The following is a 14,219-nucleotide window of genomic DNA, read 5'->3' as shown; positions in this document are numbered from 1 at the left end:
AGTCTCTTCTAAATGCGTTCTGGCTGCTTCCATTGTTCTCTGCAGGACGTTTAACCCTGGCGATTCGAACTCCAGGAGGCCCTCGCCGAGGTTCACTGCACAGGATGCCGCTCTCGGCCAACGCTCGAATAGGCTATGCCTTCCTTCACTACGTCCTCGCCGCGGTAGACGTTTCGCAGATCAACCATAACCGGCGTCGCCATGAGTGCACGGAGCCGCTTCAGATCCAATGACCGAAACGCGTTCCACTCGGTGACGATGACGATCGCATGCGAGCCCTCGGCCACGGCGTAGGCGCTTTCCCCAAATTCAATGCCCTCGATCATCTTGCGCGCCTGCTCCATGCCGACCGGATCATAGGCCTTGATCGAAGCGCCGGCATCCTTGAGCGCCTGAATGATGGCCAATGAAGGGGCATCGCGCATATCGTCGGTGTTTGGCTTGAACGTAAGGCCGAGGATACCGATGGTCTTGCCGCGAACCGAGCCGCCGCAGGCCTCGATCACCTTGCGAGCCATCGCCCGTTTGCGCTGCTCGTTTATCGAGACCGTCGTTTCAATAAGCCGCACGGGGCTTGCCGCGTCCTGCGCGGTCTTGACCAGCGCCAGCGTATCTTTCGGGAAACAGGAACCGCCATAACCCGGCCCGGCGTGAAGAAACTTTGCGCCGATGCGATTGTCCATGCCGATGCCGCGCGCGACATCCTGCACATCGGCCCCCAGCCGTTCGCAGAGATCGGCAATTTCGTTGATGAAGGTGATCTTCATCGCCAGAAACGCGTTGCCAGCATATTTGGTGAGTTCCGCCGTACGTCGGCTCGTATAGAATATCGGCGCCGCATTCAGCGAGAGCGGCCGGTAGATCTCGCCCATGACAGCCTTGGCCCTTTCGGCGTCAGTCCCGACAATGATGCGGTCGGGCCGCTTGAAGTCCTCGATCGCCGATCCTTCGCGAAGAAACTCCGGATTGGAAACCACCGCAAAATCGGCAGCGGGATTTTGCTCGCGGATGATTCGTTCCACCTCATCGCCGGTACCGACGGGGACGGTCGATTTCGTCACCACGACCGTAAACCCCTTGAGTGCGCGACCAACTTCGGCGGCCGCATCATATACGAAGGACAGATCGGCATGCCCGTCGCCACGCCGCGACGGCGTCCCCACGGCGATGAAGACTACATCCGATTGAGAAACCGCATCCGCCAGATTGTCGTCGAAACGCAAGCGGCCTTGCAGGGTGTTGGTCGTGACGAGATCGTCGAGCCCCGGCTCGTAGATCGGTATCTTGCCGAGTTTGAGCATGGCAAGCTTTTCCGCATCCCGGTCGACGCAGCAGACCTGATGGCCAAAGTCGGCGAAACAGGCGCCCGAGACGAGCCCTACATAGCCGGCACCAATCATTGTTATTCGCATACCGCGTACTCCCAATCAGCGCCGAAGAGATGATCTCGCCAGACAGCGCCTATTCCCCACCGAACGACGGCTACCGCACTCCCGGGTGAAACCCGAGAGCGCATCCTACAACAATTTACATCCCGACGCCGCCTTGATGTTTGCGGCTACGCGATTGCTACGAGATCCCTGGCATCCAAGTCGACAGGGATTTCGCCATTCATGATGGCAACCAGAACCCGGGCTCTTCCGGCTGGATCGAGCCGGTCAAGGCGACCGATCGTTTCCGCGAGAGGGCCCGAAAGGATTCGGACCGAGGCGCCCGCTGCGAGGCCTCCACTGAAATCAAGCAGCCCGTCCTTACCGGTCAATGCAATGAAACGCTCTACCAGACCCGAGGGGACCGGCAAAGGCCGGTCGCCTTGCGTGACGAGGGAACGCACACCGAATGTTCCATTGACCGAGCGCCAACGTTGCAGCGCAACGTCAAGGGCGATGAACATATAACCCGGGAAATACGCCGCCGACCGGGTTTCGAGCCGCCGGGCATGACGCACGGTTTTCTCGCAGCGAGGCACAAACGGCTGAAATCCCTGGATCCGGAGATGCCGCTCGGCGACATGCTCCTTTCCGGGAAAGACGCTGGCCGCGTACCAGCGAGTTGCCGGCGCGGCGGTCGGCTCAGGCGAGAGGGTTGTTGCCTTGCTCGTTATTTTTTCCGCGCTACTCACGTGTCTTCCTTCGGCGGTCGGCGGCATGATCTCAGGTCAACGGTTACGGCAGTGTGTGGATACCAGCAAGCAACCAAGCCACTAGAGTCAAGGCGGTTGGGTTAATAATTTCCTAAACATTGTCCAGAAATTTAGCTGTGCTTAAATAATCATCGAGCCGCTTTCTTTTTCAGCTGGCTGAGATGCTATGTCGAGCAATTTATTTCCATACGTAGGTGCTTGGTTACGCTGGTCGTGACGAATCGCCCGTTGGTTCTGGTACTTAGTCCGTCGACTTGAAGCTAATGTGACGGGCTCGCTGCATGGCGTCGCGCTACAAGCCTGCCCCCAGCGAGAAAGATCCTGCACGGCCACACCAACTACCGCGAAAAACCATTTCGACAGGTGGTCGCGGAGACCAAGTTGCCATCGAGTCATGGGGTTCAGGCAATAACATGTTGACAGTGATGCAACGTGCAGTTCCGTTTTCGATTTCAGTTCCGCTCGACCGGGTTCACGACCGCTTCAGCAGCGACCAGACAGCCGGCACCAGGCTCGCGGCCAGCGCAACCTTGATCAGATCACCGACGATAAAGGGCACCACCCCGAACTGCCAGGACTTTTCCGGGCCGATCAACAGCGCGAGCCAGGCAAAGCCCATTGCCATCATGACGATCTCGGCCACCAGCATCGCATTGAAGAGCTTGATAGGATGGCGATCCCAGCCACGGTCGGCAGCCCAGCCGACGATCGCCGCCATGACCACGAAGCCGGCTAGATAACCGCCGGTCGAACCGAGCATGTAGGCAATGCCGATGCCCTTTTCGGGCGTGCTCTGGAAGACCGGAATGCCCAATGCACCCTCGGCCATGTAGAGAACCAGCGTGGCGACGCCTAGGCGCATGCCGAAGGCGGCGGCGATCAGAAAGACAGCGAGCGTCTGCATCGAGATATCGACCGGTCCGAGCATAACCTTCGTCTTGGCCGACAAGATCAGCAGCAGCGTTCCGGCGATCGCCAGTAAAAGCTGTCCCGCCAGCCGGGCCGCGCCCTTTTCAGCCAGAGCGAGAGAAATGAGCGGACGCATCGTCGTTGAAATTGCCATGGTCTTCCCCGTTCCGGATTGCCGCCGAACGCGGCCTTGCGTTTTCCTATATTGGCTTCCGTGCTATGCGGCAATCGGTTTTGCCCTCCCCCCAAAAAAGGTCGCGACGTTCGCATGGCGCTGAAATTCGATACACGCTTCGATCCGTTCTACGGCCAGGGCGTAACCATCGCGCCCGACGTGCTTCGGATCACTGCCGCGAATCCCGGCCCATTCACCTTTCACGGAACCAACAGTTACATCGTCGGGCGCGAGACGCTTGCGGTAGTCGATCCGGGTCCGGACGACGACGCGCACCTTCGAACGCTGCTCGAAGCGATCGGGACCAGACCGGTTAGCCATATCTTCGTCAGCCACACGCATCGCGACCATTCGCCACTGGCGGCGCGGCTGAAGCAGCACACCGGTGCGGCGGTTCTGGCGGAGGGCCGGCATCGCCCGGCGCGGCCGTTACGCACCGGCGAGGTCAATCCGCTCGATGCCAACGCCGACACCGACTTTCTTCCGGACGTCGCGCTGCCGGACGACATGATGATCGACGGTGACGGCTGGGCGATCCGGACAGTGCTGACGCCCGGCCATACCGCCAATCATGCGGCCTTCGCGCTGGAAGGAACCGGCATCCTTTTCTCGGCCGATCACGTCATGGCGTGGTCGACTTCCATCGTCGCGCCGCCGGACGGCGCCATGGCTGACTATATGACATCGCTCGATCGGCTGATCGAACGCGACGACCGACTGCTGCTGCCCGGCCACGGCGGACCGGTAACCGCACCGCGCAACTTCATGCGCGAATTGAAAACGCATCGCAAGAGGCGCGAACTGGCGATTCTGGAGCGGATCAACGGCGGTGACCGGACGATCAAGGACATGGTGGAGGCGATCTATCGCGACACCGACCCGCGTCTGCACGGCGCCGCCGGCCTGTCGGTGCTTGCCCATCTGGAAGATCTGGTGGCGCGTGGCTTGGTCTACACCGATGGCGCGCCGGCCATAGACGGCATTTTTTTGCCGGCAAAGTAGAGTGGTACCCCCTCGGATATCACTCCGCCGGCGCCACGCCCACCTGGCCGGCGACTTCCTGGTCGAGCTCGGCAAGGAAATCGGTGATGCGCGCTGCATTGTCGCCAAGATCATGGCGGCCGTAACGCGAGGCCGAGCGCATGTCGACGATGATCGCATCGCCATCGTCGCTCACACGGATGGCGACATCGGCGGGAAGGCCAAGCAGGAAGCTCTTGGCCACCGCCTCGATCGTCACCTCACTTTGCCCTACTGCGTCGGGAAATGGCGCCGCGAGCTGCCAGCCCCGCCGATCGAGCACGGTTTTGACCGCCTCCAGAACGCGATCGAAAGGCAAGGTGTAGCTGCGTCCAGTAACAAGCGGATAAGCTTCGGTTTGCAGGCGCTGCTCGCCGGGCGTTGGCGGTAAAAGCTCGTTCATATCCTTTGTCCGGAGAGAAATATCGAGCGCTGGCGGATCGTCGAAATCCGTCGAAATGTCGCGCAGCGGGGGATAGATCGCCGCCCAATAGGCCGCGACGGCGTAAGGGATGAGCACCAGAAGCGCCAGCAAGGCCCCGACGGTCAGATCGTGGCCGCCGCGATCACCAAAATTCCACAATCGCGCAAAGGCAAACCCGGCAGACAAAAGCGCAAAGGCGGCCAGCAAGGCGACAATGCCGAGCACCCACAGGAAAGCCGGCGTCTCGACGAGATCATATCGGTGCCCGATGAGAACCGTCAGCAGCAGGACCGCCGAAAAAGCGCCGGTGCGCCGCGACCAACCGGCAGCCCTTGACGTTTGTCGCTCGGGAATTACCATCATTGTTTTCTGCGCTGCCCCAACCCGAACAAAGGCATAGTGCCTTTCAGCGGCGGCTTGAAGGCGCAAAGACGCCGCATCTCCGGTCAATCCGTCGGCAGGTGATAATCCCGGAACTGCTGCCGCAAGGTAATCTTCTGGATCTTGCCGGCAGCGGTGTGCGGGATTTCGCCGACAAAGGCGACGTCGTCCGGCATCCACCACTTCGCCACCTTGCCGTCCATGAAGGCGAGGATGTCCGTCTTGGTCGGCTCCCTGCCCGGCTTGAGGACGACCACGAGCAAAGGCCGCTCGCCCCATTTGGAATGCGGAATGCCGATGGCGGCGGCCTCCGCCACGTCCGGATGGCCGATCGCGAGGTTCTCGAGCTCGATGGTCGAGATCCATTCGCCGCCCGACTTGATCACGTCCTTGGCGCGATCGGTGATCTGCATGTAGCCGCCGGGGTCGATATGCGCGATATCACCGGTATCGAACCAGCCTTGTTCATCGAACTGTTCGGATCCGATGCCGCCATAATAGGCGCGCGCGACGGCCGGCCCGCGGACCTTGAGCCGGCCGAAGGTCTTGCCGTCCCATGGCAGTTCGTTGTCGTCGTCGTCCGTAACCTTCATTTCGATGCCGAACGGCGTAAAGCCCTGCTTCTGCTGGACTTCGAGGCGGGCGTCGCCCTTCAGCCCGGCATGATCCGGCTTCAGGGTGCATAGCGTGCCGAGCGGCGACATCTCGGTCATGCCCCAGGCGTGGACGACCTGGACATCGTAATTGTCCTGGAACTTCGTCGTGATCGCACGTGGACAGGACGCGCCGCCGATGACGACTTTCTGCAGATAGGGAAGTTTCTTGCCGGTCTCTTCCAGATGCTGAAGGAGCATCATCCACACCGTCGGCACGGCGGCGCTGAAGGTCACCTTCTCGGTGTCGAGCAGCTCGTAGAGGGAAGCGCCATCCATCTTGCAGCCGGGCATGACCAGCTTGGCGCCAATCATCGGCGCGCTCTGGGCAAGGCCCCAGGCGTTGGCATGAAACATCGGCACGACCGGCAATATGGTATCGCGTGACGACAGGCCCATGGCGTCGGGCATCGCGGCGATCATGGCGTGCAGCACGTTCGAACGATGGCTGTAGAGGACGCCCTTCGGGTCGCCCGTCGTGCCCGAGGTGTAGCACATGCCGGCGGCGGTGTTTTCATCGAATGTCTTCCAGGCGAAGTTGCCGGCGGCTTCAGCAAGCCATTCTTCATAGGCGACGACCTTGGGCAGCGCAGTCTCCGGCAAATGCGCCTTGTCGGTCAGCACGATAACCTGCTTCAGCGATTTGACCGCGCCGGCGATCTTTTCGAGCAGCGGCAGGAAGGTCAGGTCGACGAAGATCGCCTTGTCCTCGGCATTGTTCATGATCCAGGTGATCTGCTCGGGAAAGAGCCGCGGGTTGAGCGTGTGATACATCGCGCCGACACCCATGATGCCATACCAGGTCTCGATGTGGCGCGCGGTGTTCCAGGCCAGGGTCGCGATGCGGTCGCCAAGCCCGAAGCCGTCACGCTCGAGCCGCTCGGCGACCTTCAGGGCACGGTGATGGATTTCGGCATATGTGGTGCGCACGATCGGCCCCTCGATCGAGCGCGACACGATCTCGCGTCTGCCGTGCTGCCGCTCGGCATTATCGATCAGCTTGTGGCAAAGCAGCGGCCATTCCTGCATCAGCCCGAGCATCTTGTTCCTCCCGTGATTTTTTGCGCCATTGTGGGACGAACCGGCGGATTGTCCAGCCATGACCGCGCTGGAGCGGTGCATAGACCGAAATGAGGCCGAATTCGCCACAATCCGGCCATGCTCGGCGTTAACGTTGATTAATGGGTGGGGCGCGATTGGCGAATGAAAGAGGTTCGCATGGACGCGCAGCTCGACGACGAAGCCCTGGAAAATACGCTTGCGGAAAGCCTGGCCGATCTGGTGGCGACCGATGTGGCGCCGGCCGGTCTGGTTCCCGGAGGCAAAACCGTTTCCGAAGATGAATTCGTCGAGGTCGTCGGCGGCGCCCTCGAGGCGGTCGGCGGCACGCTCTTGTTCAAGATGTGCGTCGAGAACGAGGGCGAAGCCCAGCACGTCGCCGCCGCATCGGTCGGCGATGGCGGCAATCGCCAGTTCCTGTTGCTCACCTTGCCGACCAACGGTGGTGCTTTGAAGGTCGAGACCACCGCGAAAAGCACCAATCCGGTGGCCGGCATTGCCGCCGCCTATGCCGGGCTAATGGACGCATTCCAGGCCGCCGCCTGAGTTTTCGGCGAAGCGGAAGAAAGAGGCGAGACTTCCCCCCGCGGGCGACGCCCGCCTGGTGGCAGGCAGGTCTTGCGCAAGGCTCTTGCCAGACACATCTTGGGGTTGAGGCAAGGAGATCCGACATGGACCAGATCGCAAACCCGGCACCCGGCTTTCAGCGCAATCCGGGCAAGGTGATCACCATCGAGCCTTACAAGGGCACCGTGACGGTACGCGCCGGCGGCCTAGTGATCGCCTCGTCCAGCAAGGTCAAGGTGCTGACCGAACCGCCCTACCCCCCTGTTTTCTACATTCCGTTCGACGACATCGACTTCAAGCAGCTTGGCAAGACCGAGCTCTCGACCCATTGCCCCTACAAGGGCGATGCCAGCTATTGGAGCGCGCTGCCCGCCGGCGATGCTGGCAGGGATGCGATGTGGGCCTATGAGCGGCCCTTCGACGAGATGGCGGAGATCCGCGATCACGGCGCGTTCTATCCAAACAAGGTGACCATCGAGGCCACGCCCGACTGATCAGTCGGTGGTGCTTTCATTGCCGACTCCGTCGGTATCGTCGAGCCGCACGAAGGTAAGACCCTTGTCCTTCAGCGCCAGGAGCCCCTGCACTACGCCTTCACCGGCCGCATGGGTCGGCTGGTTGATGTGAGCGATGATGACGTCGCCGTCCTTTGCCGCGGCAATGCGCCGGGCGGTCTCTTTTGCACCGAGCAATGAGCCGCCGTCGCCGTTGATCGAGAATCCGGCGATCTTGAAGCCAAGCTTGCGTATCATCGCGATTGCCGACGGGCTGTATTCGGCGGTTGCGCCGCGAAACCATTTCGGCGCCGGTTCGCCGGTCACGGCAAGAGCGGCGGCGCCGGATTCGACCTCGGCCAGCACGGCCTCCGGGCTGCCGGCACTGCGAATGCCGTAGATCTTTTGCGGCGTGTCAACGGCCGGGACGTGGCGGCCGCCATGGTTTTCCAATTCAAACAGTTCGGGATGGGCCCGCATGATCTCGACGGCGGCGGCATTGTGCTTGAGCCAGATGCCGGTGACGAAAATGGTGGCGGGAATCTTGTTTTCCACCAGCGCCGAGAGAATCCGCGTGTCGGTCTTCCCGCCGCAGGCATCGAACGTCAGCGCGACGCGGCCGCTGCCTGCTTCGGGCTTGATGTGCAGCGTCGGTTCGACAAGCAATTGGGTGTTGCCGGGAGAGACAGCCCACAGCGATATCGCAACGGCGCAAAAATGCTTTTGGAACAGGCGCATTGATTGTTTCCAGGTCGGCCAGATCAAAGTTGAAGCGGCGACCCGAAGACCGGCATCAAGGCGGAAATCGGGACGATACCCCTGCAAAAGTCGGCAGCGGCAATTTGACCGCGGGCCTGACCTTTGGCAAGCGCGAGGTCACAATGCGTGCTCCACGTCCTTAACCGTACGTGAAAGGATCGCGCGCACCGCGTCGACAACCGCTTTGACCTCTAGCCGCCAGACGCAGCAAGCCTTGCTCGGATCGGGCCGGCGGCACAGGTCCTTGGCTATGCACTCGCAAGGCATGGAGGGCCGCAGCGTAACCTTGGCCACGCCGACAGGACCCCACACGGCCGGGTCAGTCAGGCCGAAGAGGCCGACAACCGGCGTTCCCGCGGCGGCGGCCATGTGCATCGGGCCACTCTCGTTCCCGAGAAACAGGCGTGCCTGTCCGAGGACCGCCAGCAGCGTTGCAAGCGACAGCGCCCCGACCATGTTGACGATCGGCGAAGCGGCCTTGGCGATGACGCGCTCGGCAGATGCCCGTTCATCGGGGCCGCCGACAAGCAGGAAGTCCAAACCGGTCTGCCGCGAAATCTCGTCGATCGCCAGCGCAAAACGTTCCGGCTGCCATTGCCGCCCCCGGAAGCTCGCTCCCGCATGAACGGCTATGAAGGCGTTACGCCGAAGATGATGCCGGTGGAGAAGCGCCAACGCCCTGGCGGTCTCCAACGGCAGTGGCTGAATCGTTGGGACCTGCGCACGCAACTCCACGCCAAGCGCCTCAAGCGGCGAAAGATAGCGGTAGAGATAATGCTGACCACCAAAGCCAAACGGCTTGGCTGCGACGTTGGCGGGCTGCCTTTCCAGCCAGCGCAACGGTTTTTCGGGCGGATCGTATCCGACGCGAGTCTTGGCATTGACGAGCCTGACGATGATGCGTGAGGTTTTGGAATCGGCCAGGTCGATGCTCAGGTCAAACCGGAACCGGCGCAGAGCGCGCACCATCGCGTAAAGCTCGCTGCCACGCTCCAGGGGGGTGCCACGCATCCGTACGCGCCGGAACGGCACCACGTCCGAGGCGATGCCATGAGCCACCAGGAAACTGGCAAAGCTCGCCTCGCAAAGGAACACGATCCTGGCCTTTGGATATTGGAGGCGCAAGTTACTGGCGAGCGCGGAGGCGAGGACAAGGTCGCCGATGAATTTCGTCTGGAGGATGAGAATCGAGCGGACGTGCGTGGGCGGGTTCTGCAACATCTGTTTCTGGCACCGGGGCGGGTTCGGGAGCCGGAAACTGGGCAGAAACGATGTCGGGATTTCGAGCCGTCACGCGCACGTTCGCGTGAATTTCGTTACAAATCTGTAAGGTCAGATGCTGGCGGACTCCAACTCTGATCCGCGGCCGTTCTTTGCAGCCTGCACCGCCGCCTGCGCGGCAGCCAGCCTGGCGATCGGCACCCGGTAGGGCGAGCACGAGACGTAGTCGAGGCCGACCTTTTCGCAGAAATGGATCGACGCCGGGTCGCCGCCATGCTCGCCGCAGATGCCGAGCTTGATGTCCGGTCGCGTTGCCCTGCCCTTTTCGACCGCCATCCGCACCAGCTCGCCGACACCGTCTATGTCGAGCGACACGAACGGATCCTGCTCGATGATGCCTTTTTTCCGGTAAGTCTCGAGGAACGAGGCCGCGTCGTCGCGCGAGATGCCGAAGGTGGTCTGGGTCAAATCGTTTGTGCCGAAGGAGAAGAATTCGGCCGCCTCGGCGATGACATGGGCGCGGATCGCGGCGCGCGGCAGTTCGATCATCGTGCCGGTGAGATAATCGATCCTGACGCCCGTCTCCTGCATCACGCTTTTGGCGACGGCATCGATGCGCGCCTTGACGAAGTCGAGCTCCTTCACCAGCCCGACCAGCGGCACCATGATTTCCGGGACCACCAGCGCGCCGGCCTTCCTGCCGGCCTCGATGGCCGCCTCGAAAATGGCGCGCGCCTGCATCTCGGCGATCTCGGGATAGGAGACGGCAAGCCGGCAACCGCGATGGCCAAGCATCGGATTGAACTCGTGCAGCGCTTCGGTGCGCCGCCTGAGCTTGTCCGGCGACACGTTCATGGCGGCGGCGACCTCGGCCACCTCCTCCTCGGTCTTGGGCAGGAATTCGTGCAGCGGCGGATCGAGCAGGCGGATCGTCACCGGCAGCCCGGCCATGATCTCGAACAGTTCGAGGAAATCCGCGCGCTGCATCGGCAACAGCTTGGCCAGAGCCGTCCGCCGGTCCTTTTCCGTATCGGCCAGGATCATCTCGCGCATGGCAATGATGCGATCACCGTCGAAGAACATGTGCTCGGTGCGGCAAAGCCCGATGCCTTCGGCGCCGAAGGAGCGCGCCATGCGCGCATCGAGCGGCGTCTCGGCATTGGTGCGCACCTTCATGCGGCGCGCGCCGTCGGCCCATTCCATGATGGCGGCGAAATCGCCAGAGAGTTCGGGCTGCAGCATCGGCACGGCGCCCTTCAGCACCTGGCCGTTGCCGCCATCGATGGTGATGATGTCGCCCTTGCGGAAGGTCGCGCCCATCGCCATCAGCGTGCCGGCCTTGTAGTCGACGCGCAGCGAGCCCGCACCCGAAACGCAAGGCTTGCCCATGCCGCGCGCCACCACGGCGGCGTGGCTGGTCATGCCGCCGCGCGTCGTCAGGATGCCTTCGGCGGCGTGCATGCCGTGAATGTCCTCGGGGCTGGTTTCGATGCGCACCAGGATCGCCTTGCGGCCTTGCGCCTTCGCCTCCTCGGCGTCATTGGAGGAAAAGACGATCTCGCCGGTGGCAGCACCCGGCGAAGCCGGCAGGCCGACGCCGATGATGTCGCGTGCCGCCTTCGGATCAATCGTCGGATGCAGCAACTGGTCGAGCGAGGCCGGATCAATGCGGGCGACGGCCTCCTCCTTCGAAATCAGTCCATCCCTGGCCATGTCGACGGCGATCTTCAGCGCCGCTTTGGCCGTGCGCTTGCCGGACCTGGTCTGCAGCATCCACAATTTGCCGCGCTCGATGGTGAATTCGAGATCCTGCATGTCGCGGTAATGTTTTTCCAGGCGGTCGGAGATGCTGACGAAAGCCTGGAAGGCGTCCGGCATCAGCTTCTGCAGCGACGGCTTGTCGGAGCCGGCGGCAATGCGCGCAGCCTCGGTGATGTTCTGCGGCGTGCGGATGCCGGCAACGACATCCTCGCCCTGGGCGTTGACCAGGAACTCGCCATAAAGCTGCTTTTCGCCGGTCGACGGATTGCGGGTGAAGGCGACGCCGGTAGCCGAAGTGTCGCCCATATTGCCGAAGACCATGGCCTGGACGTTGACGGCCGTGCCCCAGCTTTCGGGAATGTCGTGCAGGCGCCGGTAGGTGATGGCGCGGTTGTTCATCCAACTGGAAAACACCGCGCCGATGGCGCCCCAGAGCTGCTCGCTCGGATCCTGCGGAAACGGCTTGCCGAGCTCCTCCTCGACCTTGGCCTTGTAGAGCGCGATCACGCCTTGCCATTCGATGGCTGTCAGCTCGGTGTCGAGATCATGGCCAAGGCCGCCCTTCTGGTCTTCGAGGATTTCCTCGAACACCTCATGGTCGAGGCCCATGACGACATCGGAATACATCTGGATGAAACGGCGGTAGCTGTCATAGGCAAAGCGCGGATCGCCTGAATCGGCGGCCAAGGCTTCGACCGTCTCGTCATTCAGGCCGAGATTGAGCACGGTGTCCATCATGCCTGGCATCGAGGCGCGCGCACCTGAGCGAACCGACACCAAAAGCAGTTTCGAGGGATCGCCGAAACGGCGCCCGGTCAGCCGACCGATATGGTCGAGCGCGACCGCAACGTCCGCTTCCAGCGAAGCCGGGTACGTGTGGCCGTTGGCGTAATAGGCGTTGCAGAGCTCGGTGGTGATGGTGAAGCCCGGCGGCACCGGCAGGCCCAGGCTGCACATTTCGGCCAGGTTGGCGCCCTTGCCGCCGAGCAGATTGCGGTCGCCGGCACGGCCTTCCGCGGCGCCGTCGCCAAAGGTGTAGACCCACTTGGTCATGCTTGCTCCCCGGTTGCAGGAGATTGGAAATACTGACAAATCGAGCGATATGATGCTGCAGTGCGAAAGGCAAGGCATCGACCAAGCCGGCCGGCCTCTACAATCGATTAATGAAAAGCGGCGCCGAAAAGACTTGCTTTTTGGAAGGCTTTGTTGTAGAACATAACGAGAACACCGGGCAGAACAATGAGAATGACCGGAAAGCTCGATTATCTGGAAATGCCGGCGACGGGCGGAACGCTGGACAGGGTGAAGGCTTTCTACAGCGCGGCCTTCTCGTGGTCGTTCACCGATTACGGGCCGACCTATTCAGCCGTTGCCGAAGGGCTGGACGGCGGTTTTCAGGCGGATGCCGAAGATGGGCCGGCCAAGCCGCTGCCCGTGCTCTATTCCGAAAGACGTGAGGAAACATTGAGCGCCGTCGAAAATGCCGGCGGCACCATCGTCAAGCCGATCTTTTCATTCCCCGGCGGCAGGCGGTTCCATTTCGTCGATCCGGCCGGCAATGAAATGGCGGTGTGGGGTGAATAGGTCCGTTCAAAGTGACGATCGCAAAACTGGTGAATCGGTCGCGCATAGTCGATATGTCGGCATTGAGCTTTCTCCCGGCTCGTCCTATAAGGCCGCGCGCACAGCGGGCACGCTCCGGCTGTTGGGGCGTCGCCAAGTGGTAAGGCATCGGTTTTTGGTACCGACATTCCCAGGTTCGAATCCTGGCGCCCCAGCCAATTTCTCAAAATTCTGACGATCTCCCGTGTCGCAATCTCATTTTGCGGACAACCCTGGTCGTGGGTTGGCACCTGCAGTATCTGTCCACAACAAATTAGTGTCGCCGGCAGAGAACGTGGTCCGGCCAGCATCTTAGCTTAACGTCTGCTCAATTGGCCGGCAGGCAAATGCATATTGTGGAGGAACGCCGTTTGTCTGGCCATGGCCTGGTGTTCGATCTTATGGCTTAAGACTTCCATAAGCCAAACATCGGATTTTTGTCGATATTCTGAAGAGTGTCAGTACATCTAAAACTTCTTCATTGATAATATTCATAATAGCCGGCTAATTTTAATAAAATTCAAATTGATATTAAAATAAATTCTTGAGTATAATTTCGTATTATCAGCGATAACTAAGATGTCATAAAAATGTCGATAAACATCCCTCAGAAACAACGTTAGCATCCCTGCAATTAAATTGGCCCTTTTGTCCTCACACCGACTATCCAGAAGTATATTTTTTCGCCGCAGTGTGACAATCCTGCCACCGATCAACCATTCTATCAAGGCGTGCAGGTATGTGATTTGGCGCTAATATACATCCTCTAGTAGGCAAGCCTTGGGGCGCTATCGAATGAGACAAAGGAATATTGGATGGCGACTCTGCACTACGCCTCGGGTGGCTCCGCCACCGAAATTGCAACCGCCGGCTTCAATCTGGCTGACGTTCAGTATGTTTCGCTGGTCAACGCATTGCCGGATGGCATGAAAGGCCTGGTCTATCTCAATGAGCATGAGGGCGTAACCGCATCCTTCATCGAGAAAATGACCCCCTTCCTCGGCAATCCGAATGTGTTTGGGTTCTATCTTGTTGACGAGCCCGATCCCAC

The 14,219-nt window shown here is 61.0% G+C and carries 12 protein-coding genes, 1 tRNA gene and 1 pseudogene; 6 read left to right on the top strand and 8 right to left on the bottom strand.

The features are described 5' to 3' along the window. Window positions 1-92: 92 nt before the first annotated feature. The 3 genes from NKJ08_RS19175 to NKJ08_RS19165 all read right to left on the bottom strand — a co-directional run bounded on the left by NKJ08_RS19175 (window position 93) and on the right by NKJ08_RS19165 (window position 3,206). Window positions 93-1,412, bottom strand: a complete 1,320-nt coding sequence (locus NKJ08_RS19175) for a UDP-glucose dehydrogenase family protein (protein WP_352782722.1) — start codon at window positions 1,410-1,412, stop codon at window positions 93-95. A gap of 146 nt (window positions 1,413-1,558) precedes the next feature. After that, the gene (nusG, locus tag NKJ08_RS19170) at window positions 1,559-2,149 is read right to left on the bottom strand and encodes a transcription termination/antitermination protein NusG (protein ID WP_352782719.1); all 591 of its coding nucleotides are present in this window, start codon (window positions 2,147-2,149) and stop codon (window positions 1,559-1,561) included. Between the two features lie 466 nt (window positions 2,150-2,615). After that, complete coding sequence (locus NKJ08_RS19165) at window positions 2,616-3,206, bottom strand: biotin transporter BioY (protein ID WP_352782717.1); 591 nt, start codon at window positions 3,204-3,206, stop codon at window positions 2,616-2,618. Window positions 3,207-3,320: 114 nt separating this feature from the next. Between NKJ08_RS19165 and NKJ08_RS19160 the strand changes: the two genes are divergently transcribed. Further along, entirely contained in the window at window positions 3,321-4,229 is a 909-nt protein-coding gene (locus tag NKJ08_RS19160; RefSeq protein WP_352782714.1) for an MBL fold metallo-hydrolase, read from the top strand. Window positions 4,230-4,248: 19 nt separating this feature from the next. Here the strand turns inward: NKJ08_RS19160 and NKJ08_RS19155 are convergent, their stop codons facing one another. Then, entirely contained in the window at window positions 4,249-5,034 is a 786-nt protein-coding gene (locus NKJ08_RS19155; protein ID WP_352782711.1) for a DUF1499 domain-containing protein, read from the bottom strand. Window positions 5,035-5,117: 83 nt separating this feature from the next. Next, window positions 5,118-6,746: a fatty-acid--CoA ligase gene (locus NKJ08_RS19150; protein ID WP_352782708.1), complete on the bottom strand. Its 1,629-nt coding sequence runs from the start codon at window positions 6,744-6,746 to the stop codon at window positions 5,118-5,120. 177 nt (window positions 6,747-6,923) lie between these two features. Between NKJ08_RS19150 and NKJ08_RS19145 the strand changes: the two genes are divergently transcribed. Together NKJ08_RS19145 and NKJ08_RS19140 are read left to right on the top strand one after the other, a co-directional pair. Continuing rightward, on the top strand, window positions 6,924-7,310 hold the full coding sequence (locus NKJ08_RS19145) for a hypothetical protein (RefSeq protein ID WP_352782705.1): 387 nt from the start codon (window positions 6,924-6,926) through the stop codon (window positions 7,308-7,310). A 125-nt stretch (window positions 7,311-7,435) separates the two neighbouring features. Further along, window positions 7,436-7,825 carry a DUF427 domain-containing protein gene (locus tag NKJ08_RS19140; RefSeq protein ID WP_352782703.1) on the top strand — a complete coding sequence of 130 codons (390 nt, stop codon included), beginning with the start codon at window positions 7,436-7,438 and terminating at the stop codon, window positions 7,823-7,825. On the opposite strand, the gene NKJ08_RS19135 is transcribed toward NKJ08_RS19140, so the two are convergent. From NKJ08_RS19135 to ppdK, 3 genes are all read right to left on the bottom strand, one after another. After that, window positions 7,826-8,563, bottom strand: a complete 738-nt coding sequence (locus NKJ08_RS19135; RefSeq protein ID WP_352782700.1) for a polysaccharide deacetylase family protein — start codon at window positions 8,561-8,563, stop codon at window positions 7,826-7,828. 138 nt (window positions 8,564-8,701) lie between these two features. Next, window positions 8,702-9,805 carry a glycosyltransferase family 9 protein gene (locus tag NKJ08_RS19130; RefSeq protein WP_352782698.1) on the bottom strand — a complete coding sequence of 368 codons (1,104 nt, stop codon included), beginning with the start codon at window positions 9,803-9,805 and terminating at the stop codon, window positions 8,702-8,704. Between the two features lie 111 nt (window positions 9,806-9,916). Then, window positions 9,917-12,619 (bottom strand): pyruvate, phosphate dikinase, encoded by a 2,703-nt coding sequence (gene ppdK / locus NKJ08_RS19125; protein WP_352782695.1) that lies wholly within the window; start codon window positions 12,617-12,619, stop codon window positions 9,917-9,919. A gap of 186 nt (window positions 12,620-12,805) precedes the next feature. Here ppdK and NKJ08_RS19120 point away from each other — a divergent pair, with 186 nt between their 5' ends. From NKJ08_RS19120 to NKJ08_RS19110, 3 genes and pseudogenes are all read left to right on the top strand, one after another. Next, on the top strand, window positions 12,806-13,150 hold the full coding sequence (locus NKJ08_RS19120; protein WP_352782693.1) for a VOC family protein: 345 nt from the start codon (window positions 12,806-12,808) through the stop codon (window positions 13,148-13,150). A 122-nt stretch (window positions 13,151-13,272) separates the two neighbouring features. Then, window positions 13,273-13,347: transfer RNA gene (locus tag NKJ08_RS19115), tRNA-Gln, on the top strand. 636 nt (window positions 13,348-13,983) lie between these two features. Next, window positions 13,984-14,219: pseudogene (locus tag NKJ08_RS19110) on the top strand (calcium-binding protein); the annotation flags it as partial.

It is taken from the genome of Mesorhizobium sp. M0244 (assembly GCF_040321795.1).
Taxonomy (GTDB): domain Bacteria; phylum Pseudomonadota; class Alphaproteobacteria; order Rhizobiales; family Rhizobiaceae; genus Mesorhizobium.
The sequence above is the reverse complement of the archived record's forward strand: the minus strand, read 5'-3'. Positions and strand labels throughout refer to the sequence as shown.

What these genes read in the sequence shown, in the direction of transcription:
- NKJ08_RS19175 (WP_352782722.1), bottom strand. Translation starts at nt 1,412, where the DNA reads ATGCGAATAACAATGATTGGTGCCGGCTATGTAGGGCTCGTCTCGGGC.
- nusG (WP_352782719.1), bottom strand. Translation starts at nt 2,149, where the DNA reads ATGCCGCCGACCGCCGAAGGAAGACACGTGAGTAGCGCGGAAAAAATA.
- NKJ08_RS19165 (WP_352782717.1), bottom strand. Translation starts at nt 3,206, where the DNA reads ATGGCAATTTCAACGACGATGCGTCCGCTCATTTCTCTCGCTCTGGCT.
- NKJ08_RS19160 (WP_352782714.1), top strand. Translation starts at nt 3,321, where the DNA reads ATGGCGCTGAAATTCGATACACGCTTCGATCCGTTCTACGGCCAGGGC.
- NKJ08_RS19155 (WP_352782711.1), bottom strand. Translation starts at nt 5,034, where the DNA reads ATGATGGTAATTCCCGAGCGACAAACGTCAAGGGCTGCCGGTTGGTCG.
- NKJ08_RS19150 (WP_352782708.1), bottom strand. Translation starts at nt 6,746, where the DNA reads ATGCTCGGGCTGATGCAGGAATGGCCGCTGCTTTGCCACAAGCTGATC.
- NKJ08_RS19145 (WP_352782705.1), top strand. Translation starts at nt 6,924, where the DNA reads ATGGACGCGCAGCTCGACGACGAAGCCCTGGAAAATACGCTTGCGGAA.
- NKJ08_RS19140 (WP_352782703.1), top strand. Translation starts at nt 7,436, where the DNA reads ATGGACCAGATCGCAAACCCGGCACCCGGCTTTCAGCGCAATCCGGGC.
- NKJ08_RS19135 (WP_352782700.1), bottom strand. Translation starts at nt 8,563, where the DNA reads ATGCGCCTGTTCCAAAAGCATTTTTGCGCCGTTGCGATATCGCTGTGG.
- NKJ08_RS19130 (WP_352782698.1), bottom strand. Translation starts at nt 9,805, where the DNA reads ATGTTGCAGAACCCGCCCACGCACGTCCGCTCGATTCTCATCCTCCAG.
- ppdK (WP_352782695.1), bottom strand. Translation starts at nt 12,619, where the DNA reads ATGACCAAGTGGGTCTACACCTTTGGCGACGGCGCCGCGGAAGGCCGT.
- NKJ08_RS19120 (WP_352782693.1), top strand. Translation starts at nt 12,806, where the DNA reads ATGAGAATGACCGGAAAGCTCGATTATCTGGAAATGCCGGCGACGGGC.